Genomic DNA, 23359 nt, shown 5'->3' on the forward strand with positions numbered 1-23359 from the left:
CAATGATATTTTCCGCCGATCCCGCCCCAAGCGCCTCGCGATGCCCGAACTGGTCCTGCCCGCCGCCCTCGAAAACGCCACGTTTGCGCAGATGGTCGCGCATTTCACCATGCTCGAGCCGCTGTTCGACGCCATGCCCGACGTGGTGTTCTTCGTGAAGGATCACGACGCGCGCTACGTAATCGCCAACACCACGCTCGCCGCGCGCTGCGGCTTCAAGGAAAAACGCGCGCTGCTCGGCAAGACGGCCGAGCAGGTCTTTCCCTCGCGTTTCGGCCACAGCTATACCGCGCAGGACCAGGCCGTGGTGAGGCTCGACAGCAGTCTCATCGACCAGCTCGAACTGCATCTGTATCCGGGCCGGCAGCCGGGCTGGTGCCTCACCTCGAAAGTCCCGCTGCACGACGCGCGCGGCCGCGTGCTGGGCGTGGCGGGCATTTCGCGCGACCTGCAGGCCGCCGAAGGCACGCACCCCGCTTATCAGCGGCTCGCGGTCGCCGCGAAGTACATCCAGGACAACTATGCGCAACCGCTCAAGCTCGCGCACCTGGCGAAGCTCATCAACATGTCGGTGGCGCAGATCGAGCGGTACTTCCACAAAATCTTTCACCTCACGCCCCGCCAGATGCTGCTGAAAACGCGTCTGGATGCGGCCTCGGTGCTGCTCGCGAGTGACCAGAGCATCACCGACATCGCCGCGCAGTGCGGCTATAACGATCACAGCGCGTTCACGCGGCAATTCAAGGCCACGGTGGGCGTCACGCCAAGTCAGTATCGCGCGTTGCTGCAAACGCCCGAAAACGCGCAGAGGCCCGGCGCCTGAGCCTCGCGCCAGCGTGCCCAGGGTTGCCCCGGGACCGCTGAAGAAAGCGGCGGACTATGCAGATTTCGTCTTTTTGAGGCGCGAAAGGCCCCAAGCGTCAAACGATCTGGACAGCGATACTTCACTCATATTCAACAGGTACCGGCGTGAGCCGCTACGCATTCAAGGAGTGAGTCACAGTGAGCGCTATCCAGTGGAGCGGGGTGTTTCCCGCCGTCAGCACGCAGTTCAAGGCGGACTTCTCGGTCGATATCGACGCCACGCACCGGGTGGTCAGCAATCTCGTCAAGGACGGCGTGTCGGGCCTCGTGGTGTGCGGCACCGTCGGCGAGAACACCTCGCTCGCGACGAATGAAAAGATCGCGGTGATCGAGGCCGCGCGCGACGCGGCAGGCGGCAAGGTGCCGGTGATCGCGGGCATAGCCGAATTCACCACCGAGTTCGCGCGTCAGACCGTGAAAGAAGCGCAGCGCGTGGGCGTGGACGGCGTGATGGTCATGCCGGCGCTCGTGTATTCCTCGAAGCCGCACGAAACGGCCGCGCATTTCCGCGCCGTGGCGTCGAGCACCGACGTGCCGGTGATGGTCTACAACAATCCGCCGATCTACAAGAACGATGTCACGCCCGACATCCTGATCGCTCTTCAGGATTGCGAAAATATCGTCTGCTTCAAGGATTCGTCGGGCGACACGCGCCGCTTCATCGATCTGCGCAACGCCGTGGGCGACCGCTTCGTGCTGTTCGCGGGCCTCGACGACGTGCTGGTCGAAAGCGTGGCCGTGGGCGCGCAAGGCTGGGTCTCGGGCATGTCGAACGTGTTCCCGAAAGAAGGCGAAACGCTGTTCCGCCTCGCAAAGCAAAAGCGCTTTGACGAAGCGCTGTCGCTCTACCGCTGGTTCATGCCGCTGCTCCATCTCGACGCGCGCCCCGACCTCGTGCAATGCATCAAGCTGTGCGAGGAACTGGTGGGCCGCGGCAGCGCGATTACGCGCCCGCCGCGCCTGGCGCTCGAAGGCGCAGCGCTCGCGCATGTAAAGGCCGTGGTCGAGAAGGCGCTCGCCACGCGCCCCGCCCTGCCGGACGTCGGTCTTTAAACGTTACGGATTCAGCGCGCCTCTCTCCAATCTTCGTTCGAAACACCGAAACCGGGCCACGTTGGCCCGGTTTGTTTTTTTACACGGGCTGCCATGTCCGCCGCCAGCGTGCTGGCCGTGGGAGCGTGCCGCTTAAGCACCGGTTAAGGCGGGATGAGCGACAATGTAAGGCTGGAAATTGGGGGAGCGAGCGATGCGCCTGTTGCTGGTGGAAGACGACGAAATGATTGCCGAAACAGTGCTCGACTCGATGCGCCGCGAGGGTCATGCCGTCGACTGGGCGCGCGACGGGCGGGAAGCGGAGCTTTCGCTCGACAACGACGTGTACGACCTCGTGCTGCTCGACCTCGGGCTGCCGAAGAAGGACGGGATCGAAGTGCTCAACGGCTACCGCCGCAAGGGCGGCGAAGCGGCCGTGCTGATCCTGACCGCGCGCGACTCGGTGACGGATCGCATTGCCGGGCTCGATGCCGGCGCCGACGACTACCTGATCAAGCCCTTCGATCTCGACGAGCTGGCGGCCCGCACGCGCGCCATGCTCCGCCGCCGCACGGGCCAGAAACAGCCCGTCTACACGCACAGCGGCCTCGCGCTCGACCCCGCCGCGCACGAGGTGACGAAAGACGGCGAAAGCGTCCCGCTCGTGCCGCGCGAATTTGCGCTGCTGCGCGTGCTCATCGAGCAACCCGCGCGCGTGTTCACAAAGGCCGAACTCGAAGAGCGCATGTATGGCTGGGGCGAGGAAGTCGGCAGCAACGCGATCGAGGTGCATGTGCACAGCTTGCGCCGCAAGATCGGCACCGACCAGATCGTGACCGTGCGGGGCGTGGGTTACCGGCTCAAGAGATCGGAATGAACTCCATCCGCCGCCGCCTGCTGGGCTGGCTCATCTGCGGATTCGCGGCCGCTTCCGTGGTGGCCGGCTTCGGCATTTTTCACAGCGCGCGTGAAGAAGCGGGCGAGCTGTTCGATTACGAGCTGCATGCTGTAGCGCAATCCATGCCCGCGAACGCCGCGATGGCGCGCGAGGTCGAGCAGTCCGGCCCCGGCTTTGACGAGATCGCTGACGACCGTATTCTCATCCAGATCTGGGACCACGACGGCAAGCTGGTTTACCGCTCGCAGGAAACGCCCGTGCTGCCGCGCCAGGCCACGGGCTTTCGCACGATCGAGAACGACGAAGTGCATTGGCGCGTGTATGGCATCGCGCAAGCAGACCGCTTCGTTCAGGTCGCGCAGCCGATTTCCGTGCGCGACGGGCTGGCGCTGCACCTCGCCCTGCATACGCTGTGGCCGCTCGCACTGCTCGTGCCGGTGGCCATCGTGCTCCTGCTGTTCGTGGTGACGCGCGGGCTCGCGCCGGTGGGCGCGTTGTCGGCGCTGCTCGCTTCGCGCTCGGCGCATGAGCTGGAGCCGTTGCGCCTCGATGGCTCGGTGCCCCTCGAACTGCGCCCGCTCGTCGTCGCGCTCAACGATCTGCTGGACCGGCTCAATACGGCCTCGCAGGCGCAGCGCACCTTCATCGCCGACGCGGCGCACGAGCTACGCTCGCCGCTCGCCGCGCTCAAGCTGCAATGGCAGGCGGCGCTGCACGACGGCACGCTCAACGGCGAGCCGCGCACGCTCGAGCGCATGCAAACGCGCCTGAACCGCACTATTCGCCTCGTGCAGCAATTGCTCACGCTCGCGCGCGAAGATGCGCAAGCGAGCACGCCCGCCACTGTCGTGAGCCTGCGACGCCTGGGCGAGCAGGCCATCGGCGACTTCTCGCTGCTCGCGGAAGAGAAAGGCATCGACCTCGGCCTCGAGTCGCGGCCGCCCATCACGCCCGAGTGCATCTGCAACGTGAACGCCGACGCGCACGGCTTGAACACCTTGCTGAACAACCTGCTCGACAACGCGATCCGCTACACGCCGGCAGGCGGCAAGATCGATCTCGTGCTCACGCGTTCGCAGGACGCGCTCGGCTTCGAAGTCATCGATAACGGGCCCGGGATTCCCGAAGCCGATCTCGAGCGCGTGGTCGACCGCTTCTTTCGCGGCGATCATGCCCAGGGCACGGGCAGCGGGCTCGGTCTTTCGATCGTGGCGCGCATCGCGCAGCGTCATGGCCTGACGTTCACGCTGCGCAACAACCCGGGCGGACGCGGGCTCACGGCGGCGGTGAGCGGGCTGCCTATGCACGACAGCCCGGCGACCAACACGAATGCGCCCGCCAGCCGAACCGCGCGGGCGACGAGCGATTCCGCCTAGGGCGCCGACGCGCCCTGCACCAGTTCCAGCACCCGATACGCGAACCGCACGCGCGACTCGGTGGGGTGATGGCGGTTGGCGAGAATGACGATGGCCGTCTTGCGCGAAGGCTCGAACGCCAGATAGCCGCCAAAGCCATTGGTCGCGCCCGTCTTGTCGAGCAACACGTCGGGCTGCGGCGGCAGCGGCGGGGTCAAAGCCGTGGCCGGGTTGTCCTCCAGCGCCATCACGTTCGCGTTGCCTTTCACCAGATCGTTCAGGCCCACCGGCTGCGCGTACTGCTCCCATACGAGGTCCTGAATGAACGGACCCGTGCGGAAATAGCCCACATGCGTAGCCTCCAGCGCGCGCTGCAGCTCCGGCTCGGCTTCGACCACGCCCAGGTTCGCTTCGAGAAAGCGCAGCATGTCCCGCGTATCCGATTTAACGCCGTAGGCTTCGTCGGCAAGCACGCCGCGATTCAGGCGCACCGGCGCGTTCTTGCTGGTGTAGCCCTGCGCATAGGCCGCGCGCTCCGAGGCAGGCACGCGAATGAACGTGTGCGCGAGCCCCAATTTCGGAAAGAGCAGCGTCTCCGCCGCATCCGCGTAGCTCATGCCGAGCCGCTGCGCCGCGATGCGCGCGAACATGCCGATGCTCGGATTCGCATAGGTGCGCTGCGTGCCCGCCGGATAGCGCGGGCGCCACGCCTTGAGCCACGCCGTCAGCTGTGCATCGTCCGTGACCTCGTTGGGCACCTGCAGCGGGAAGCCGCCGCCCGTATGCGTGCCGAGATTGACGAGCGTAAGCGCGCCAAACGGCGTGCCGCGCATCTCGGGCAGATAACGGCTCACCGGCGCATCGAGCGAGAGCTTGCCGGTCACCTGCGCCAATCCGGCGAGGGTGGCGGCAAACGTCTTGCTCATCGAGCCGAGTTCGAACAGCGTTTCGTTCGTGACCGGCGCGCCCGTTTCCTTCGACGCAACGCCGAAGTTGTAGAAGCGCTCCGTGCCGTTCACGGCGACCCCGATCGCAAGACCCGGGATGCCGTTTTCGCGCATGAACGCGAGCGCGGCGTCGCGGATTTGTGCGTCGCTGCCGGTGGCGGGTCCGGCGGCAAAGGCGGGACTGCTGACGGCGATGGAGAACAGCAGGGCACCGGCAAAGCCCCTCACGAGTGAACGAAGCAAGACCGCCTCCTTACGCGCTGCGCAAAGCCGTGATCTTACCCGGTCTGTGCGCAGCGGCCTCTGGCGAAGCGACCTGGTGCTTGCCGACTTACTCGGCGTACTCCGGGCTGTGTTGCAGCTCAGCCGCCGCGCCAGCGGTTTCCCCGCGCGCACCGCCGCGCACGAAGCGGCGCCCTTCCCGGCCGTACACGGCATCCGGCTCGGGGAAGATCGTCAGCAGTACGACGTAGATCATGCTGCCCACCGCCAGCGAAACCGGCACGCTCAGATCGAGGCCGCCCGCCAGTGACCCAAGCGGGCCGACGAATTGCCCCGGCAGATTCACGAACGAAAGTCCGAGGAACGCCGCCGGCAGCCAGGCACCCATCGCGCGCAGATTCCAGCCGTGCGCGAACCAGTAGTGCCCGCCGCGGCCGCCGCGATTGAAGATCTGGAGGTCGTCGGTGAGATAGTGACCCCGGCGCGTAATGAAGCCGATCACCATGATCGCCATCCACGGGCAGCTGAACGTGCAGATCAGCGTCGAAAACGTCGAGACGCTTTCCACGAGATTGAATGCAAAGCGGCCGACGAAGATGAAGGCGATGGCCAGCGTGCCGATCAGCATCGTCGCACGCACACGGTTCAACAGCCGCGGAAACATGCTCGACATATCGAGGCCGGTGCCATAGAGCGCAGTCGTGCCCGTGGACATGCCGCCGATGATCGCAATGAGGCACGTAGGCAGCAGGAACCAGCGCGGCGACACGGCCAGCAGACCACCCACATAGTCGTTCGAAGCGATATAGCTCGGCGCCTTCGTTGCGATGAGCGTGGCCGTGACGAGGCCGAAGAAGAACGGCACGAAGGTGGCGATCTGCGCGGCGAATACGGCCCCCATCACCCGGCGGCGCGGTGTGTGCTGCGGGATGTAGCGCGCCCAGTCGCCGAGCGTCGAGGCGAACGACACCGGGTTGCTCAACGCGACGAGCACCGCGCTCACGAAGGCCACCCAGAATCCCGCGCCGCCCTCATGCAGCGTACCGGCGTAGCTGGGATCGAACGCGCCCGCGAACGCGAAGGCGCCCACCACGAACATCAGGCTCGCCGCCCACACGGCAATCTTGTTCACCCACAGCATGAAGCGAAAGCCGTAGATGCACACCACCACCACGAGCACGGCGAACACCATGTAGGCCGTGCCGAGCGTCCAGGTATTGACCGGTACGCCGACCATGTCGTGCGCGCCGCCCACGAGTGCATCGCCCGAACTCCAGACGGCAAGCGCGAAGAACGCAATCGACGTGAGCAGCGCGAGAAACGAGCCCACGATCCGCCCGTGAATGCCGAAGTGCGCCCCCGAAGAAACGGGATCGCTCGTGCCGTTGCGCGGCCCGAACAGGCTCATGGGCGCGAGAATGCAGGTACCGGCAAGCACGCCGAGCACGATGGACCACACGCCGGCCTTGAACGAAAGGCCGACCAGCACCGGAAAGCTGCCTAGCACCGAGGTGGAGAAGGTATTGCAGCCGCCGAACAGCAGCCGGAACAGATCGATGGGCCGCGCGTAGCGCGATGCATCGGGAATGCGTTCGAAACCGAATGTTTCGATCTGGGTAATGCTGTTATTGCTCATTGTCTCACTCCGTGCCGCGCTGATCTGGCTGCTTTTGCAACAACCGGCCAACGCACTATCAACGTCTCTCGCCCACTTTAATCGATCACAGTGGGCTAATTATTCTGCATTCCATACGTTTACATCTTGCGCGGCCAATGTATGTCGCGCAGCGCTTCTTTCATTCAACGAGCGCTTCGGGCACGGCGGCATGCTGCCCATAGACGCTGAGCAGATCGTCGCAGAACGCGCGCACGATGGGTTTTTCCGCAGCGCTGCGCTTGATGGCCAGATGCATCGGCACGTCGAAGCCGAACGTCGTGCGTCCGAGCGCCCGGATGAGACCGCGCTGCTCGAACGGCTCGGCGTGATGCGCGGGCAGATAGCCGATATGGCTGCCGGAGAGGATCAGGACCGTGGCGGCGTCGATGCCGTCGGCAATTGCCGTCACCTGACGGTCGCCGATACCGGCAAGCTCCTCCGGAATCGGATAGCTGCGCCAGACCCAGTCGTGCTCGCCCAGGTCATCGACGTTGATGTGCGGCGCACTGTGGAACAGCGCATGGCCGCGCCCGCAGCACAGCACCTGGCGCTCGCTGAACAACTCGGTGTAGTCGAGGCCCGCCACGCGATGCCAGAAGTAGCCGATCGCAATGTCGAGGTGGTTGTTGACGAGGCTTTCTTCGAGTTCCTGCGGCGCCGCGACCTTCATCGTGAAGCGCACAGCCTGATCGCGTTGGCGGAATGCGCCTATCGCCTCCGCGAGCCGCGCGTTCTCGGCGTGCGAAGCCTGGCCGATCAAGCCAATGCCGAGCGTGCCGACGAGTTTGCGGTCGATATCGCGCACGCGCGCAACGAACTCGGTGGTGGCCGCAACGAGCGCACGCGCCGAGGGCACGAAGCGTTCGCCCTTCGACGTGAGACGAAAGCCGCCGCGCCCGCGCTCGCAGAGCTTAAAGCCCACGCGCACCTCGAGCGCAGAGAGCTGCGTGCTGATGGTGGACTGCCGTACGCCTAGCGTCGCTTCGGCTGCCGTGATACCGCGCGCGTCCACCACGGCGAGAAACACGCGGATGAGCCGCAGGTCGAGATCGGAGGTATTGGAGAACATGCCGCTAGTCCCTCACATCGGAAAGCCCATCGCCTTGATACCCCTGATCCAGGCGCGCTTCCAGCCGCCTTCGGCGTCTGCGCCGTCGAACGCATGGAACGTGACCTTGGCGGCCAGCCAGCGCACCGGCTCCGGCGGGATATAAGTGGGGCTCTGGTTGGCGATATCGAGCGCGCGCTCGGGGCTGTTGCGGTCGAACAGGATATTCAGTCCCATGAACGCGCCGAAGCGACTCGCCGCCACGCCAAAGCCCGTGTAACCCGCCACGAAAACGGCCTTGTCGTTCAGATAGCGCTTCGCGAACACGGAGCCGCGCGAGCAATAGTCGATCGGGCCGCCCCATGCATGCGAGAAGCGCACATCGGCAAGCTGCGGGAAGGTGCGGTAAAACGCTTGCGCGAGCCGATAGTAGGTTTCGGCCTTCTGGTCCTGCGGGGGATTCGGATCGCCATCGAAGTGATAGCTCACGAGCCCGCCGAAGATGATGTTGTTGTTCTTCGTGAGGCGGAAGTAATTGAGCTGCGTGCGCGTGTCGTAGATGCCCTGGCGATTCTTCCAGCCGATACGCGCGAGCTGTTCTTCGGTGAGCGGTTCGGTGGCGAGCACGTGGTCGCGCACCTGCAGCACGCGCCGGTTGATATCGGGAATGCCGACCTTCGCCGTACCGCTGCCGAACACCACGCGCGGCGCGCGCACGCTGCCTTCGGGCGTCTTCACATAAACAGTTTGGCCTTCGTCGATGACATCGATGAGCGGCGTGTGCTCGTAGAGCTTCACGCCGAGCGAAAGCGCCGCGCGTTTCAGGCCCCACGCGAGCTTGGCCGGATGCACGATGCCGCTGCGATTGCGCGACCACAGCGCGCCGGCGAACAACGGCGAATCGAGTTGCTCGCGCGTCGCTTTGCTGTCGAGCAGCACGACATCGTGCCCGTAGCGTTTGTGCAGCTCGTAGTCGCCGCGCAAGTGCTCGATATGCTCGGGATCGACTGCCACGGTCATTTCGCCGTTCCATTCGATGTCGGCGTCGATGTTGTAGCGCTTGAGCGTTTCTTCGAAGCCGTCGAGATTGTGATGGCCGAATTCTTCGAGCTGCGCAATATCGTTGGGGAATACCCGTACAGCATTGGGCAATCCATGCATCACCGAAGTCGAGATGATGCCGCCCGCGCGGCCCGACGCGCCGTGCGCGACCTTGCCCGCCTCGATCAGCACGACGTTCAGATGCGGCATCTGCTCCCTGGCCTGCACGGCGGCCCAGAGCCCCGTGAAGCCGCCGCCGACGATCAGCAGGTCGGCCTCGATGTTGGCGGTGAGCTTGGGCTCGGTCGGCGGCTCGGCGGGGTTGTCGAGCCAGTACGGAAAGAACCGTGTGCGCGAAAGCGCCTCTTGCACGCTGGGCGTGACGCGCGGGCGCGATTCGACTTCGACTTCTGCAGGGGTACTCATCATTGGCTTCACTGCGTGGAACGGGAGAAACAGAGCCGCCTCCTGTGGAAGGTGCCTCGCCATAGTTCTTAGGCCTGTTCGAGCACGACGTAGAACTTCTTCGCGTCTTCGAGTGTTTCCCAGCGGCCTGCAAAGCCGGCGGGCAGGAGATAGCCCTGGCCGGCCGTAAATTCCTTGCGCGCGCCGTTCGCGTCGGTCAGCGCAATCTTGCCTTCCACGAGCCACACCGCTTCGTCGGCGGTCGTGGCCGGGAAATCCACCGCCCCGACCTTGCCTTCCCACCAGCCGATCACATAGTGATTGTTCTTGCCGACCGCGGCGCGCCAGTCGCTTTCGTCCATGCCGTATTCCAGCTTGGTGAATTCGCCGATGCCAGCGCCCAGCGGCTTGATGTCCTGAATCACTTTGCTCATTTGCGTCGCTTCCAGTTGATTGAATGACGCTAAAGTTACCGACCGGCGCGGTTGCGGTATGCCCCCCCTCAGGGGGGGCAAGCGATGTTTTGCTGCCCGATTTGGGCATTATTGGCGGCCAATTGCCTTCGGCTATAATCAATCAGCTATTACGAATGGGCGTGCCATGCTGCTCAACGTCCCCCCGCTGAACCGCGATCAACCGAACTTTCCGCTCTCGTTCAAGACCCTCGGCAACGTGATCGAGGCCGTCGGCACGCCCGATTTCGTGCCGCGTCTCACGCTGCTGCTCAACGAGGTCGTGCCGGTCAATGTGGTGCATATCGAACGTTCGCGCGCGGACAATACGATGCCCACGGGCTTTCGTTGCGAATGGATCGGCAGTGGCGGGGTCGGAATGGATTCGGGCGCGATCTCGGATGTGATGACGCTCTACTATGACCGCTTCTACGAAAGCGATCCGCTGTTCGCAGGCATTCGCGGCAAGCTCGGCACGATGCTGGTGGTGCGCGACATCGGCGCGATACCGCCGGGCGAATTCCGCCAGCGGCTCTTCGACGAGGCGCGCATCGCCCACGAATGCGTGCTCGCTCGCGGCACGCGCCACGCGCAAGACTCCATCGCGCTCGAACGCGGGCTGCGCGAACCGCCGTTTACGCTCGTGGAAATGAACCGTTTTCGCAGTGTGAGCGAGTTTCTGTTTCCGCTGCTCGAACTGCACGCCTCCACGAGCGCGGCTCGGCGCATCGCCCATGCGGCTCCGTTCATGCATCCGCTCGCGCAATTCGACGCGCGCATTGCGGCCGACAACGTGCGCCTGTCCAAACGCGAATACGAGACCTGTGCGCACCTCATCACCGGCAAGACCGTGCCCGAAGCCGCGCAAATCCTGGGCGTGCAGGTGGCCACCGCCGAGTCGTATGTGAAGCGCGCTTTCGCGAAGCTGGGCGTGCGCACCAAGCGCGAGCTGATCGCCTGGGGCCACGCCGCGGTTTAACCCGGCCGTTCAGGCACGCGCGCCGGTCTATTCAGGACCCGCATACATCGAATCCCATCGATGTAAACATCTCAACTTCAATATTTGGCCGCGCGGGATCTCCCCTACCATCGCCCGATCGATTTGCCTCTAACGATCGGAGACACACCAGATGGAGCGCCAGTTCAACCAGCCGCAAGGCGGCAACGAGATGCCGCGGTTCGGCGGCATCGCCACCATGATGCGCCTGCCGCAGGCCGAGACCACCGAGGGCCTCGACGTTTGCTTCGTGGGCGTGCCGCTCGATATCGGCACCTCGAACCGCTCCGGCGCGCGCTTCGGGCCGCGCCAGATCCGTTCGGAATCGGTGCTGCTGCGTCCGTACAACATGGCCACGCGCGCGGCGCCGTTCGATTCGCTGCAGGTCGCCGATATCGGGGACGTCGCAACGAATCCGTATGACCTGAAGGATTCGATTCGTCTGATCGAAGCGGCCTACGACCGCATCGTCGAGACGGGCTGCCGCCCGATCACGCTCGGCGGCGACCACACGATCGCATGGCCGATTCTGCGCGCGCTGCACAAGAAGTACGGCAAAGTCGCCGTCGTCCACATCGACGCTCACGCCGACGTGAACGACACCATGTTCGGCGAAAAGATCGCGCATGGCACGCCGTTTCGCCGCGCCGTCGAGGATGGCCTCCTGCAATGCGACAAGGTCACGCAAATCGGCCTGCGCGGCACCGGCTATCACGCCGAAGATTTCGACTGGTGCCGCAAGCAGGGTTTCACCGTCGTGCAAGCCGAGGCCTGCTGGAACCGCTCGCTCGCGCCGCTCATGGAAGAGGTGCGCGCACGCGTAGGCGACACGCCCGTCTACCTGAGCTTCGATATCGACGGGCTCGACCCCGCCTTCGCGCCCGGCACCGGCACACCCGAGGTAGGCGGACTCACCGTGCATCAGGGCCTCGAAATCGTGCGCGGCATGAAGGGGCTCAACGTGGTGGGCGCCGATCTCGTCGAAGTCTCGCCGCCGTATGACCAGGCCGGCACGACCGCGCTCGTGGGCGCGAATCTGGCCTTCGAAATGCTTTGCATCATGCCCGGCGTGGCTTACCGCTAGGGCGCGAGGAGACACATCATGGTTACGAATACCGAACGTCGGATCGACGGCGAAGCCTTCGTGCTGCCCGCCGCAACGATTGCGGGCGAAAGCTATAGCGCCGCGGACAGCGAAGTGTGCACGCGCATCTGCAACGCGGCCACGGGCGAAACGATCGGCTGGCAGGAGCACGCCACGGCCGGGATGGTCGATCGCGCCGTGCACGCCGCGCACGATGCGCTCATCGCGTGGCGGCACACGACGCCCGCCGCGCGCGGCAAGCTGCTGCGCAAGATCGCCGAACTGGTGGAAGCCGACCGCGCACGCCTCGCTGCCATGCAGATGCAGGTGAGCGGCAAGCCGCCGTTCGAAGCGGACCTCGACGTGAGCGACACTATCGCGACGTTCAACTACTACGCCAGCCTGTGCGAAGACGCCTCCGCGTTCGCCGCCGAGCCGGTCGCGGTGCCGGACGATGCGCTGCTGGCCGAGCGCGTGCACGAACCGGTGGGCGTCGCGGCGCTGATCGTGCCGTGGAATTTCCCGATGGTCACAACGGCCTGGAAACTCGCACCCGCACTGGCTGCGGGCTGCACGGTCGTCGTCAAACCCTCGGAACTCACCTCACCCACCGAGCACATGCTCGCCGCAATCGTGAGCGAAGCGGGCGTGCCCGATGGCGTCGTGAACGTGGTCAACGGCGGCGGCGACGTCGGCGCATGGCTTACCACGCACCCGCTCGTCGACAAGATCTCGTTCACCGGCAGCACGCCGTCGGGCCGCAAGGTCATGCAGGCCGCCGCGCAGGACATGAAGCGCCTCACGCTCGAACTGGGCGGCAAATCCGCGCTGATCGTACGCGAAGACGCCGACGTGGCGCAGGCCGTCTCGCTCGCGGTAGGCGGCGCGTTCACCAACGCCGGGCAGATGTGCTCGGCCACCGCGCGCATACTTGTACATGACAACGTGTATCGCAAGTTCATGGCCGCGTTCGAGACCGCGGTGCGAGCCGTAGTGGTCGCGCCGCCTCAGGGTGCCGACGCGTCGATGGGACCGCTGATCAGCGCGGCCCAACACGCGCGCGTGGCCGCGCACGTGGCGCAAGGCGTCGAAGCGGGCGCACAGATCGCGTTCGCGGGCCAGCTCGATCCCGCATGCGCCGATGGCTTCTTCATGGCGCCCGTCGTCATCGCGGAGCCCGCGGCGGACAACGTGCTGTGGACCGACGAGATCTTCGGACCCGTCGCGTGCGTGAAGTCTTTCCGTTCGGATGACGAAGCAATCGCACTCGCCAACGACACACGTTACGGACTGGTCGCCACGGTCGTGACGCGCGACGAAAAGGCCGCGCGACGCTACAAGGCGCAGCTGCGCGCCGGGCTCGTCTGGGTCAATACCCCGCAACTGATCTTCCCGCAAGTGTGCTGGGGCGGTTTCGGCCTGAGCGGCATCGGCCGCGAACTTGGCGTCGCGGGCTTGCGCAGCTACCAGGAATTGCGGCACACGGTCGGCCTGCGCGGCTGAGCGCTTCAAGGCAGTTTCATACCGGCTTCACGCGGGCGATGCTTTGAAGGGCGGCGCTGCCATAAACGGCGCGGCGGGAGTGGCGGCTCGCGTGGCATAATTCCCCCAATATTTCCGCCACTTCACGCCGTGCGCCAATTCCATCTCAGGCTGGGCAGTCTACTGGGGACGCTTGCGCTCCTCATGGCGACGCTCGCGCCCGTGGTTTCGCATCTGCTTGCCGCCCAGGCCATGCAGACGGCGCCCGGCACGGTGGAACGCGCGCCTTGCGGCATGCCTTCGATGGAGCGCCACGTTCACGGCACGACCGGCGCTACGGGAACGCACGCCACGAGCGCGACGCCCGGCGACATGCAGGACTGCGGCTATTGCAGCTTCTTCGCGCACCTGCCCGTCGTGTCCGGCGTACCCGTGGCGCTGTTTGTCGTCGGCCGGCTCGTGCAGGCGCGCATCGCGACGCAGTTCGAAAGCGTTCGCCTCGTCGCGCCCGCGGGCCACATCCACGCACGCGCCCCACCCCTGTCCTGACTGGATCGACCATGCCAATCCCGGCCGACGCGCCCAGCGTGTGGCCGGGCCTGCACGCGCGCCGCCCTGGCTCGCGCGCGTGCCTCGCTCCTCGACAGGACAACTCATGACTGACCAATTGTCGTCCGGCCGCATGGCGCCGGGCGTGCTTGCACCCGTTCGCGCGCTGACCCGGCTCATCGGCTGCGCGCTGCTGCTCGGACCGTGCGCGGCCCATGCTCACGCCATCGCGGGCGACCGCGTGTTCCCCTCCACGCTCTCCGTCGACGACCCCGGCGTAGGCGACGAAGCCAACCTCGAATTCGGGCACCAGCGCGTGCCGGGCGACGCAGGCGACCAAAGCATCAACACCTTCAGCTTCGAGTACGACAAGCTCATCACGCCGCGGCTCGCGTTCTCGGTGGACGGCGGCTACGTCATGCAGAACAACCCCACCGCGCGCGGCTTCGACAACTTTGGCGTGGGGCTGAAGTACCTGCTCTACGTGAACGACGCGCATGAATTCATGACCTCGGTCGGCGTGAACGCCGAACTCGGGGGCACGGGCAGCCGCGCGATCGCCAACAACTTCTCGACGATCTCGCCCACGGTCTTCGCCGGCAAGGGCATGGGCGATCTGCCCGACTCGCTCGCCTGGCTGCGGCCCATCGCCATCACGGGCGAAGCGGGACCGTCGTTCACGACCGGCGGCGGGCAGCCGAACTCATTCGACTATGGCTTCACGTTCCAGTACAGCCTGCCCTACCTGCAGCAGCACGTACACGACGTTGGCTTGCCGCAGCCGTTTTCCAACCTGATCCCGCTGGTCGAAGTGCCCCTCTCGCGCAGCCAGGGGCAAACGACCGGGACCGTCAACCCCGGCTTCATCTGGATGAACCGTTACGGCCAGCTCGGCATCGAAGCGCAGATCCCGATCAACCGGGCAAGCGGCTCGCACGTCGGCATCCTCGCGCAGGTGCATATCTTCTTCGACGATGTCGCACCGCGCACGATCGGCAAGCCGCTGTTCCAGTAAGCCCGCACATTCACAGAGGAATATCGCCATGAAACTCGCTACTTTGCGCACGGCCGTCGCCTCGATTGCGCTGCTCGCCGCCCACCTCGCGTGGGCGCACGCCTACCCGAAGCACCAGGAACCGCCCGCGGGATCGACCGCGCCGGCCACGCTCAACGCGGTCGTGATCGACTTCGACGATGGGCTCGAGCCCGCCTTCAGTTCCATCGACGTGACGGACGCGCAGGGCAAATCCGTCATTCGCGAGAAGGCCAAGGTCGATGCGGGCAACAACAAGCGCATGTCGGTCGCGCTCAACGCGCTGACGCCGGGAAAGTATTCGGTGGTCTGGGTCGCGGTCGCCGCCGATGGGCATCGTACGACCGGACATTACTCGTTCGACGTGAAGTGAACGGGTAACGACGAGATGAGGCCATGCTGCGATTTCTTGCGTTTTCGCAGCGTGGCCCGTTCGGGGTTATCCGGCGGGGCGCCGGCTCAGTGCGGCGTGGTTGCGGTAAAGGCTTCGGGCGAACCGTTCAAGGCGTCGTACAGCTCCCCAACGGGCACGTCGCCGATTTCGTTGTGGATATAGGCGTTAAACGTGCGATCGTACAGCGCACGCCCGGCGTCGGTTTCCATCGTCATGTCGAAGCCGTTGAGAACCAGGCCGGCGATTTCGTCGGCTTCCAGCAGGATGTGTTCAGCTTTCTTTCGTTCCATGGTAGTGCTCCGGTACTGCAGGATCATGCAATTTTAAGCGGAACGGGCCAGAAATGCTGGTGAAAAAAACGGGGGCGATTCGATTTCGTTCATGCAGTGCGGCATGCGCCGTTGGGTATGCTTAGTTGTCCGACTAATTCCGCAAACCTGCTTCCGTCGTAAAGTCACAAAGGGCGGCGGCGCTCAGACCGTGCAGAGCGCCGCGTGCAGGCCGCGAAGTCAGAAGCTGTGACGAATGGCGGCTCGCACCACGACCTGGCGGGAAGTAGACGAGAGATCCTGCGCGCCGGGCACATAAGCCTGGTCGAGCGATGAGCCGGTCTTGTCGCCAGCCACGAGCTGGAATGCACCCTGCAGATATACGTCCGTGCGCTTCGAGAGGTTGTAGTCGGCCATCAGGCCCACGGAGTGGATCGATGGCTTCACGCTGCCTGTCGTCGCGTCGTAGTGTTCGAGCGTGTAGACATAGTCCGCGCCGACGTAGAAAGCCGGCGTAAGCTGATACTTGCCGTTCACCTCGAAGTTCTGATACCTGAGCGACGTCACCCGGCCGCCGGCGAGCGGGCCAGTCACCGGCTGGATCGTCTCGTCCCCGCTGAGATACCCGACGTTCGCCACAGGCTGGCCGATGTAGGTATTGGTGTACGCGAAGCCGACCGTTGCCGATCCAGCCGTGTAGCTCACGCCAGCGCCGAAAATCTGCAAACGCGACGAAGCGAAATTGCCGTCCGCGCCGTTCGTACTGCTCGCGCCCGCAATCGCACCGCCCGAGGTCAGCGCGGGGTTGCTGGCGTTCAGGTAGGCCGCGGCGATGAGCCAGCCGCCCGCCGTGTATTGCGCTCCCACGCTCACCGCGCGGTTGTTCGCGAAGTTCGTGTCGTTGCTGAAGCTATACGTGCCGCCGAACGAGAAGCCGCCGAACGTCGGACTCGCGTATTTGATCGTGTTGTTCAGGCGAAAGGTATTGTCGGTATTGTCGTTGTCGTAGGGGTGCGAAAACAGGTAGCCGCCCCAGTTGCCGTTCGCCGTCGTCTGCGCGAGATAGTCCACCACGGAGTCGTACTGACGCCCGAACGTGAGCGTGCCGTAGCGTTCATTGGCGAGACCCACGTATGCCTGGCGTCCGAAAGCGCGGCCGCCTTCTGCCAGCGCCCCGTTGCTCGCATTGAAGCCACTTTCGATCTGAAAGACCGCGCTGTTGCCGCCGCCCAGGTCTTCGGTGCCCTTCAGGCCCCAGCGGCTGCCTTGGGCGTAGCCGCTCGTCATTTCGTAGACGGCGTGGCCGCCGACGTTGTTCGTATAGTCAATGCCCTCGTCGATCAAACCGTACAGGGTCACGCTGCTTTGCGCAAAGGCTGGCGCCGCCGCACCGCACAGTGCCATGACGCAAACGATCTTCCTCTTTCTCATATGCCTTCCATTTTTATACGTCATGCTAAGTATCGGGCCAATACACAGCCCTCTTATCCTCACCAGGGCGGATCGCATGCCTCGCGCCCGCCCTCGTCAATTGCGCGGCCCGTCGGGCGTTATTTCGAGCCGTAGATATCGAAGTCGAAGTACTTCTTGTTGATACGCGCGTAAGTGCCGTTAGCTAGAATGTCGGCCAGCGCGCCGTTGAAGGCTTCGCGCAGTTCGGTGTCCTGCTTGCGCAGGCCGAGACCGTCGCCCTGACCAAAGAATTTCGGGTCGTCGATGGCCTGGCCCGCGAACGTGAAGTCCTTGCCTTCAGGGCGCTTCAGAAAGCCGTCGCTTGCGGCGATCGACGCCTGAAAAGCGGCATCCAGGCGGCCCGACGTCAAATCGGCATAGACCTGGTCCTGGTTTTGATAGGGGACGATCTCCACGCCCGCGGGCTGCCACTTCGCGCGCGCGTAATCTTCCTGACTCGTGCCCTGCTCCACGCCCACGCGCTTGCCCTTGAGCGAAGCTGCATCGGGAAGGAGCGCCGAGCCGCGACGTACGACGAGCCGCGCGGGCGCATTCGAGATCTTGTTCGTGAAGGCGATCTGCTGCGCGCGCTTGGGCGTGATCGTCATCGACGAAGAGATGACGTCGAACTTGCGCGCAATCAGGCCTGGAATCATGCCGTCAAAGCTCGTCTCCACCCATACGCAATGCGCGTTCAGTTGCGCGCACAACGCATTGGCAATGTCCACGCCGAAGCCCGTAAGCTTGCCGTCCGGCGTTTTGTATTCGAGCGGCGGGTAAGTGGGATCGACCGCGAGCCGGATCTCCCGGCCCTTCAGGTCCACCGCGTGCGCCTGTCCCGCGGTTGCCGCCGCAGCGAGCGCCAGTGAAAGCGCCATCGTCCATTGCTTCATTTGCCTGTCTCCTTCGTGTCGTTTCGGGTGTTTCAACTGCTTCGGTGGTTTCTGCGACTTCTATGGTGCTATTGCAGAATGTGTTCTGCGAGCTTGACCCAGTAGCTCGCGCCAATGGCAAGGCTCGCGTCGTTGAAGTCGTAGCCGGGGCTGTGAAGCGAGCAGTGCTGCGCGCCGTCACCATTGCCGATCGAGAGGTAGCTGCCGGGGCAGCGCTCCAGCATGTACGCGAAGTCCTCGCTCGCCATGAGCGGGCGCAGGCCGTCGATCAGCATCTCCGGGCCGCCCCATTCGAGCGCGACGCGGCGCGCCACCTCCGTCTCGTCGCTGTGGTTGACGAGCACCGGGTAGTCATGGCGGTAGTCGATCTCCACGCGCGCGCCGTAACTCGCGGCCTGCCCCTGCGCCACTTCGCGGATGCGACGCTCCAGCAACTCGCGCACCGGCGACGAAAGCGCACGCACGCTCAGATGCAGATCGGCGTGCGCTGCAATGACATTCGAGGCGCTCCCCGCGTGCAGCGCGCCGACGGTGACGACGGCCTGATCGTGCGGCGCCACGTTGCGCGCCACCACGCTCTGAAGCGCCATGACGATCGAGGCGCCGACCACGACAGGATCGATCGTCTGCTGTGGGGCGGCCGCATGGCCGCCGCGGCCGATCACGCGGATCGTCACCTCGTCCGCGCTGGCCATGAAGGCGCCGCTGTGAAAGCCGATTCGTCCCGCCGGAAAGCCAGGTACGTTATGCATCGCGAACACGGCGTCGCAGGGAAAGCGCTCGAAGAGGCCGTCCTCGATCATCCTGCGCGCGCCGCCCAGGCCCTCTTCAGCCGGCTGAAAAATCAGGTGCAACGTGCCGCGCCACTGCGTGGTTTGCGCGAGGCATCGCGCGGCTGCCAGCAGTATCGCGGTGTGGCCATCATGGCCGCAGGCATGCATCACGCCTTCGTTGCCACTGGCGTAGGGAAGGCCCGTCGCCTCGCTTAGGGGCAGTGCGTCCATGTCGGCGCGCAGCCCGAGACTGAACCCGCTGCCGCGCACGAGCGTGGCGACCACGCCCGTGCCGCCCACGCCTCGCGTCACGCGATAGCCCCATGCTTCGAGCTTTTCGGCGACAAGCGCGCTCGTCACATGTTCTTCGAAGCCCAGTTCGGGCTGCGCGTGCAACTGGCGCCGCAACGCAACCATGTCGGCTTCGATTGCCGCCACCTCGGGCAAAACCCACTGTCTGCTCAATTCGCCTCCTCAGTCCATTCGTGCATCGTGGAGCGAATCGTATGCAGCACAAATTCCGGGGAACAGCCAGCGTTTTGTTATGATGACAACCCCTTGTTGTCACCCCGCCTCTCGGCACGCCCTCTGACATGAAACTGCACCAACTGGAAGCGCTGGTCGCCAGCGCGGACGCCGGCAGTATTCGCGGCGCGGCCCGTTCGCTCGGGCTGTCGCAGGCGGCTGTCACGCGCGCGCTGCGCGAACTGGAGGCAAACGAGCGCCTGCCGCTCCTGATCCGCGCGCCCGAAGGCATTACCTTTACCGAGCACGGCAAGGTGCTGCTAACGCACGCCCGCATCGTCCTCAATCAACTCGAACACGCGCACAGTGAACTGGAGCGACTGAGGGGCCGCGTGGAAGGCAGTCTCACGGTGGGCATCACGCCGTGGATTACGCTGACCTTTCTGGCCGAAGCCGTACGGCTGTTTCGCGAGCGCATGCCCGATATTCGTCTGGAACTGGTCGAAGGATTGACGGCCGTTGCCCAGCCGCTGCTGCGCGACGGCAGCATGGATTTCGCCGTCGGCCAGTTGCAGCCCGGCGCGAGTGAGCAGGAGTTCGCGTGCGAGGCGGTGCTCACTTACGAATCGTCGGTGATGGTGCGGGAAGGACACCGGAAAGTGCGGGCGCGCTCGATCCAGGAACTGCTCGATGAAGACTGGGTGCTGAACTTCGCGCCGGACGGCAAACGTGATCTGGTCGACTATCTGTTCACGCGCCACGGCGCGCAGATCGACGAACGCCGCATTGTGCGCGCGCAGTCGGTAGCGACGCTGCAAACCATGGTGGAGCAGGCCGACATGTGCACGTGGAGCCCGACGATCCTGAGCCACGTGCCGCCGTTCGGAGGCCGCCTGCGCTCGCTTGCGTTGCGCGAAGCGTTCGAACCCCGACAACTGGGCATCGTCACGCGCCGCAACAGCACGCTAAGTCGCGCGGCCGTTGCTTTCATCGAATGCTTGCTTCAGGTGATACGCCGACACGCCCGCTCGGCGAAGAAAGAAGACCTCGCATTGTTCAAAACCCTGGCGCTATTGATTTAGCGCCTGAGCGAGCGCTCAGGCGCGACGAGGATCTGGATCCGCCTCTACTCGGCGATGCGCTTGAAACTGACGTAGTAGTCGTCGGTGTAGTAGCAGTCGCTGGTCTGCTTGCGCGGCCCGCCACATACGACCCGGCGCTGCCCACGATCCGTCATGCCCGGAGTGCGAACCGTGTAAGTGTGATAGTAGCCGCGCGGATGCTTCGGCAGCAATTGCGCGGTGTTACGGAACAAGACACCGTCGTCCGCAAAAGGAAAGGGGCCGCCCGCCTTGATCAGCCGCAGTGTCTCGGCCGCTTCCCCAGGCAACTGCTTCATCGTGACGGTACCCAGCGCGCCCGCAACCTGCGCCCCTGATGCGGCAGGTGCGCCGCTTGCGCCCTGCGCTGGCTGCCCCGGCGCCTGGCTCGCGGATGCGCCCGACGCCTCGGTGACGTTTCGCGAACTGTCCTTGCCGCAGCCGCCAAGGATCGCGCTCAAGGCGACGACGCAAGGGAAAACCCACGCTCTCTTCACGAAACGATTCTCCCCTCGTTGACCAGCACTCGACGAACAGGACAAACGTAAAGGTAGCGCTAATAGCGGAGCGAATCAATGCTCGCCCGGGAACATGCGCCCGGCACACGTGACCCCGACTGACGAACGGCGGCCGCTCACACCCTTTCCGATGTAAGCGGCCTGGACCTGCAATCGCATAATGCCTGGATGACGCGGTACTTCAACTGCGTGTTGCTCCGCACTTCAACTGCGTGCTTCAACTGCGTGCTTCAACTGCGTGCTTTAACTGCGTGCTTCAACTGCGTGATGCCCTGCCCTTCAACTGCATGCCGACTTGCACTTCAACTACGAGTTGTCTTGCACTCCTCATTGATTCAACAGCGATCTGCTTCGACATCAACCGCTCAACTCTGCCACATACAACTACAACTGCCTGACTGCTGTTCTGCAACGGGTACACGGTATGGTCCAACTCGACCGCAGGAGGGGAATCCTGGGATGGGGCCAACGTCTCGCTCCATGAAAGACAGTGTAGGCGCAAAGGCGCCGCACCAATTGCCCGAAGCGAGCCCAATATTGCGCCGAGTTCGCGCAATTGGGCGGCCTCGCTGTTCAGAGTACCGCTTTCACCTCGGACTGCTAGAACGGATAGTCCGTATAACCGATGCGTGTGCCGCCAAAGAACAACGGGCGGTCGTGGGAGGCCCGGCGGATTTCGCGGTGGATTAGTCGGGACTGCTGGTGGAGTGGCAAGCGTCGGCCGACGCTCACCTTACGATCAGTGCGAAGACGGAGCGAACGATTCGAAGTACATCCGCTCGAGTGTGAGCGTGATGCCGAACTGCGAAGTCTGCCGCAGTCCATTGGCGCCGCAGAATTGCAGCTCTCCGCGCTGGCCGACAACGATGACCTCCAGGGCGCCGCCCTCGAGGTACGCCCTGACCCGCGCGCCGATGTCGTGCGCATAATTGCGGTCGAGCAGCACCTCGACGCACAGATCGGGCACAAACGGAACGGGATCGTCCCGGTCAAACCCTTCCCACTTTTCAGGCGGCATCCAGACGACGTCAGGTACGCGGATGCCAAATGACGGTGTCGCCACGGCAACCGACATCGCGGCCACGTGACCAATCTGCTCGGCGATCTGGCAGTACGCATCGGTGAGAACTATCTGCCGCCGTGCCGAGGGCTGAGGATGCGGCACGGCTGCACCCCGGCCATCGAGTTCACAGCATTCCCACGCCCCGGAATCGGCGCTGGGGTGCATCCGACGCCAAGTCGCTATCAGCCCGTCCTGCTCGAGAAGAGTCGACACAACCACAAGCCTCCGATAGGGGAATTCTCTAAGGGTATTCCCTTTGTCGGCACCTGAAAAGCCATTGTTCCTTTGCATTGCACCATAAACTACGGAGCGTGCATGGATTCAATTTTGCACCATTATCGGTGCCATATCTGGAGGTCGTGCGCCAGAGCCCCGGGATGACCTGGGGGCGGAATCTGACTGACAATCGTCTTTATTGTGCGACGCATCAACGCCATCGCAAAGGGTAATATCAGGGTTGGTATTTAGTTCTTCCCGAAGTCGCATTCTGCGCGCGCGTCGGTGAAGTGTTACCGTAAGGGTTTGTCGAGTGCGCCCAGGCGCTTGAACACGAGAAGTGCAATGGAAATCGATGCGGAGACTTTCCGGCGACTGCGCCGTCTCGCCCCCGTCGTTGACGACATACTCAACGCCGGGGAAGTTGAACATGCGGGCCAGGCAGTGAATCTCGCGGCACTCGCGCAACTATGCTCGACCCTCTTCGACGCTTACTGCTCGGAGCATCCCGAGGAGACCGCGCAAGCCAACCTCGATATGCTCGAGTCGCAAAAGTAGCGGCCGGCGCCGCCGGGGTCATTGCGCATCCGGATGCGCGAGGCCCGCTTCCTCGATAATCTGCTCGTATTTTTCCGCGCCGACCACCTCGCGGTACTCATGTTTCAGCCGGATGAGCGCCTGCGCTGTGCTGGAAATCACCCCGTGGCTCAGCGTGCACGAGGGCCTGCCCCAAAGTCATGGCCACGTTAAATTCCTTATTGCAGTTGAACAGCCATCAAGTCGTTGACGAACGTGGGCTGGGCCGAAGCAAACTCCATCAGGTTGATGAAGCCCTCGCTGAGCGCAAACGCTTCCAGCGCATCCTTGCCGCTGTCAGCCTTAATGCGGCCGTAGCTTTCGACCATCTTCAGGTCGGTAATCAGGTACACCATTTCAACCTCTGTGCGTCTATGGATGCCTCGAGTTTTTATCCGCTCAAGGATTCTTTCGAAGAGTACGTAGCGTCACTTAAATTGAGCTTAAACAGTGCCGACAGGGCGAAGGCCTGACTGGCCCGGCGATTCGCAGGCGTACGGCGCCACCACGGCGCCTGGCGGCACGCTCTTGTCTATGAGAGAAGTTAAGATGGGAGATAGGCAATTGCTCCCGT

25 protein-coding genes are annotated in these 23359 nt (G+C 64.2%); 12 read left to right on the top strand and 13 right to left on the bottom strand.

Going from position 1 to position 23359, the window contains the following annotated elements; translation table 11 throughout:
* Positions 1–40 precede the first annotated feature (40 nt).
* The 4 genes from M3I53_RS14055 (at position 41) to M3I53_RS14070 (ending at position 4170) form a co-directional block, all read left to right on the top strand.
* Positions 41–823, top strand: coding sequence for an AraC family transcriptional regulator (locus M3I53_RS14055; protein WP_254316522.1), 783 nt, complete (start codon positions 41–43; stop codon positions 821–823).
* 179 nt (positions 824–1002) lie between these two features.
* On the top strand, positions 1003–1917 hold the full coding sequence (locus tag M3I53_RS14060) for a dihydrodipicolinate synthase family protein (RefSeq protein WP_254316523.1): 915 nt from the start codon (positions 1003–1005) through the stop codon (positions 1915–1917).
* Between the two features lie 193 nt (positions 1918–2110).
* Entirely contained in the window at positions 2111–2773 is a 663-nt protein-coding gene (locus tag M3I53_RS14065; protein WP_254316524.1) for a response regulator, read from the top strand.
* The gene (locus M3I53_RS14070) at positions 2770–4170 is read left to right on the top strand and encodes an ATP-binding protein (RefSeq protein ID WP_254316525.1); all 1401 of its coding nucleotides are present in this window, start codon (positions 2770–2772) and stop codon (positions 4168–4170) included. Before M3I53_RS14065 ends, M3I53_RS14070 begins: the two co-directional genes overlap by 4 nt.
* Here M3I53_RS14070 and ampC read toward each other — a convergent pair.
* The 5 genes from ampC to M3I53_RS14095 form a co-directional block, all read right to left on the bottom strand.
* The gene (gene ampC, locus M3I53_RS14075; protein WP_254316526.1) at positions 4167–5339 is read right to left on the bottom strand and encodes a class C beta-lactamase; all 1173 of its coding nucleotides are present in this window, start codon (positions 5337–5339) and stop codon (positions 4167–4169) included. The genes M3I53_RS14070 and ampC overlap by 4 nt on opposite strands.
* An 88-nt stretch (positions 5340–5427) precedes the next feature.
* Positions 5428–6954 (bottom strand): cytosine permease, encoded by a 1527-nt coding sequence (locus M3I53_RS14080; protein WP_254316527.1) that lies wholly within the window; start codon positions 6952–6954, stop codon positions 5428–5430.
* A gap of 160 nt (positions 6955–7114) precedes the next feature.
* Positions 7115–8044 (bottom strand): LysR family transcriptional regulator, encoded by a 930-nt coding sequence (locus tag M3I53_RS14085; RefSeq protein ID WP_254316528.1) that lies wholly within the window; start codon positions 8042–8044, stop codon positions 7115–7117.
* Positions 8045–8056: 12 nt separating this feature from the next.
* On the bottom strand, positions 8057–9493 hold the full coding sequence (locus M3I53_RS14090; protein ID WP_254316529.1) for an FAD-binding oxidoreductase: 1437 nt from the start codon (positions 9491–9493) through the stop codon (positions 8057–8059).
* A gap of 65 nt (positions 9494–9558) precedes the next feature.
* Positions 9559–9903 (bottom strand): cupin domain-containing protein, encoded by a 345-nt coding sequence (locus M3I53_RS14095; protein ID WP_254316530.1) that lies wholly within the window; start codon positions 9901–9903, stop codon positions 9559–9561.
* Positions 9904–10069: 166 nt separating this feature from the next.
* On the opposite strand from M3I53_RS14095, the gene M3I53_RS14100 reads away from it, so the two are divergent.
* The 6 genes from M3I53_RS14100 to M3I53_RS14125 all read left to right on the top strand — a co-directional run bounded on the left by M3I53_RS14100 (position 10070) and on the right by M3I53_RS14125 (position 15439).
* Positions 10070–10900 (top strand): helix-turn-helix transcriptional regulator, encoded by an 831-nt coding sequence (locus M3I53_RS14100; protein WP_254316531.1) that lies wholly within the window; start codon positions 10070–10072, stop codon positions 10898–10900.
* A gap of 151 nt (positions 10901–11051) precedes the next feature.
* Positions 11052–12002, top strand: coding sequence for an agmatinase (gene speB, locus M3I53_RS14105; RefSeq protein WP_254316532.1), 951 nt, complete (start codon positions 11052–11054; stop codon positions 12000–12002).
* An 18-nt stretch (positions 12003–12020) separates the two neighbouring features.
* Positions 12021–13505: an aldehyde dehydrogenase family protein gene (locus M3I53_RS14110; RefSeq protein ID WP_254316533.1), complete on the top strand. Its 1485-nt coding sequence runs from the start codon at positions 12021–12023 to the stop codon at positions 13503–13505.
* A 129-nt stretch (positions 13506–13634) separates the two neighbouring features.
* Positions 13635–14033 carry a DUF2946 family protein gene (locus M3I53_RS14115; RefSeq protein WP_309249521.1) on the top strand — a complete coding sequence of 133 codons (399 nt, stop codon included), beginning with the start codon at positions 13635–13637 and terminating at the stop codon, positions 14031–14033.
* A 133-nt stretch (positions 14034–14166) separates the two neighbouring features.
* Positions 14167–15048, top strand: coding sequence for a hypothetical protein (locus M3I53_RS14120; RefSeq protein WP_254316614.1), 882 nt, complete (start codon positions 14167–14169; stop codon positions 15046–15048).
* Between the two features lie 28 nt (positions 15049–15076).
* Positions 15077–15439 carry a copper resistance protein CopC gene (locus tag M3I53_RS14125; RefSeq protein ID WP_254316535.1) on the top strand — a complete coding sequence of 121 codons (363 nt, stop codon included), beginning with the start codon at positions 15077–15079 and terminating at the stop codon, positions 15437–15439.
* A gap of 86 nt (positions 15440–15525) precedes the next feature.
* Here the strand turns inward: M3I53_RS14125 and M3I53_RS14130 are convergent, their stop codons facing one another.
* The 4 genes from M3I53_RS14130 to M3I53_RS14145 all read right to left on the bottom strand — a co-directional run bounded on the left by M3I53_RS14130 (position 15526) and on the right by M3I53_RS14145 (position 19264).
* Complete coding sequence (locus M3I53_RS14130; RefSeq protein ID WP_254316536.1) at positions 15526–15750, bottom strand: hypothetical protein; 225 nt, start codon at positions 15748–15750, stop codon at positions 15526–15528.
* Positions 15751–15969: 219 nt separating this feature from the next.
* The gene (locus M3I53_RS14135; RefSeq protein ID WP_254316537.1) at positions 15970–17160 is read right to left on the bottom strand and encodes a porin; all 1191 of its coding nucleotides are present in this window, start codon (positions 17158–17160) and stop codon (positions 15970–15972) included.
* A gap of 119 nt (positions 17161–17279) precedes the next feature.
* Entirely contained in the window at positions 17280–18074 is a 795-nt protein-coding gene (locus M3I53_RS14140) for an ABC transporter substrate-binding protein (protein WP_254316538.1), read from the bottom strand.
* 68 nt (positions 18075–18142) lie between these two features.
* The gene (locus M3I53_RS14145; RefSeq protein WP_375542527.1) at positions 18143–19264 is read right to left on the bottom strand and encodes a M20 aminoacylase family protein; all 1122 of its coding nucleotides are present in this window, start codon (positions 19262–19264) and stop codon (positions 18143–18145) included.
* A gap of 176 nt (positions 19265–19440) precedes the next feature.
* Here M3I53_RS14145 and M3I53_RS14150 point away from each other — a divergent pair, with 176 nt between their 5' ends.
* Complete coding sequence (locus M3I53_RS14150) at positions 19441–20394, top strand: LysR substrate-binding domain-containing protein (protein WP_254316540.1); 954 nt, start codon at positions 19441–19443, stop codon at positions 20392–20394.
* A 44-nt stretch (positions 20395–20438) separates the two neighbouring features.
* On the opposite strand, the gene M3I53_RS14155 is transcribed toward M3I53_RS14150, so the two are convergent.
* Both M3I53_RS14155 and M3I53_RS14160 read right to left on the bottom strand, forming a co-directional pair.
* Positions 20439–20909: a ribonuclease gene (locus M3I53_RS14155; RefSeq protein ID WP_254316541.1), complete on the bottom strand. Its 471-nt coding sequence runs from the start codon at positions 20907–20909 to the stop codon at positions 20439–20441.
* Positions 20910–21669: 760 nt separating this feature from the next.
* The gene (locus M3I53_RS14160; RefSeq protein WP_254316542.1) at positions 21670–22206 is read right to left on the bottom strand and encodes a Uma2 family endonuclease; all 537 of its coding nucleotides are present in this window, start codon (positions 22204–22206) and stop codon (positions 21670–21672) included.
* 348 nt (positions 22207–22554) lie between these two features.
* Between M3I53_RS14160 and M3I53_RS14165 the strand changes: the two genes are divergently transcribed.
* Positions 22555–22767, top strand: coding sequence for a hypothetical protein (locus M3I53_RS14165; protein WP_254316543.1), 213 nt, complete (start codon positions 22555–22557; stop codon positions 22765–22767).
* A gap of 18 nt (positions 22768–22785) precedes the next feature.
* Here M3I53_RS14165 and M3I53_RS38180 read toward each other — a convergent pair whose 3' ends face one another.
* Together M3I53_RS38180 and M3I53_RS14170 are read right to left on the bottom strand one after the other, a co-directional pair.
* Positions 22786–22908, bottom strand: coding sequence for a hypothetical protein (locus tag M3I53_RS38180; RefSeq protein ID WP_302057673.1), 123 nt, complete (start codon positions 22906–22908; stop codon positions 22786–22788).
* 56 nt (positions 22909–22964) lie between these two features.
* Positions 22965–23141, bottom strand: coding sequence for a hypothetical protein (locus M3I53_RS14170; protein WP_254316544.1), 177 nt, complete (start codon positions 23139–23141; stop codon positions 22965–22967).
* Between the last annotated feature and the right edge of the window lie 218 nt (positions 23142–23359).

It is taken from the genome of Paraburkholderia sp. CNPSo 3272 (genome assembly GCF_024206495.1).
Lineage (GTDB): Bacteria > Pseudomonadota > Gammaproteobacteria > Burkholderiales > Burkholderiaceae > Paraburkholderia.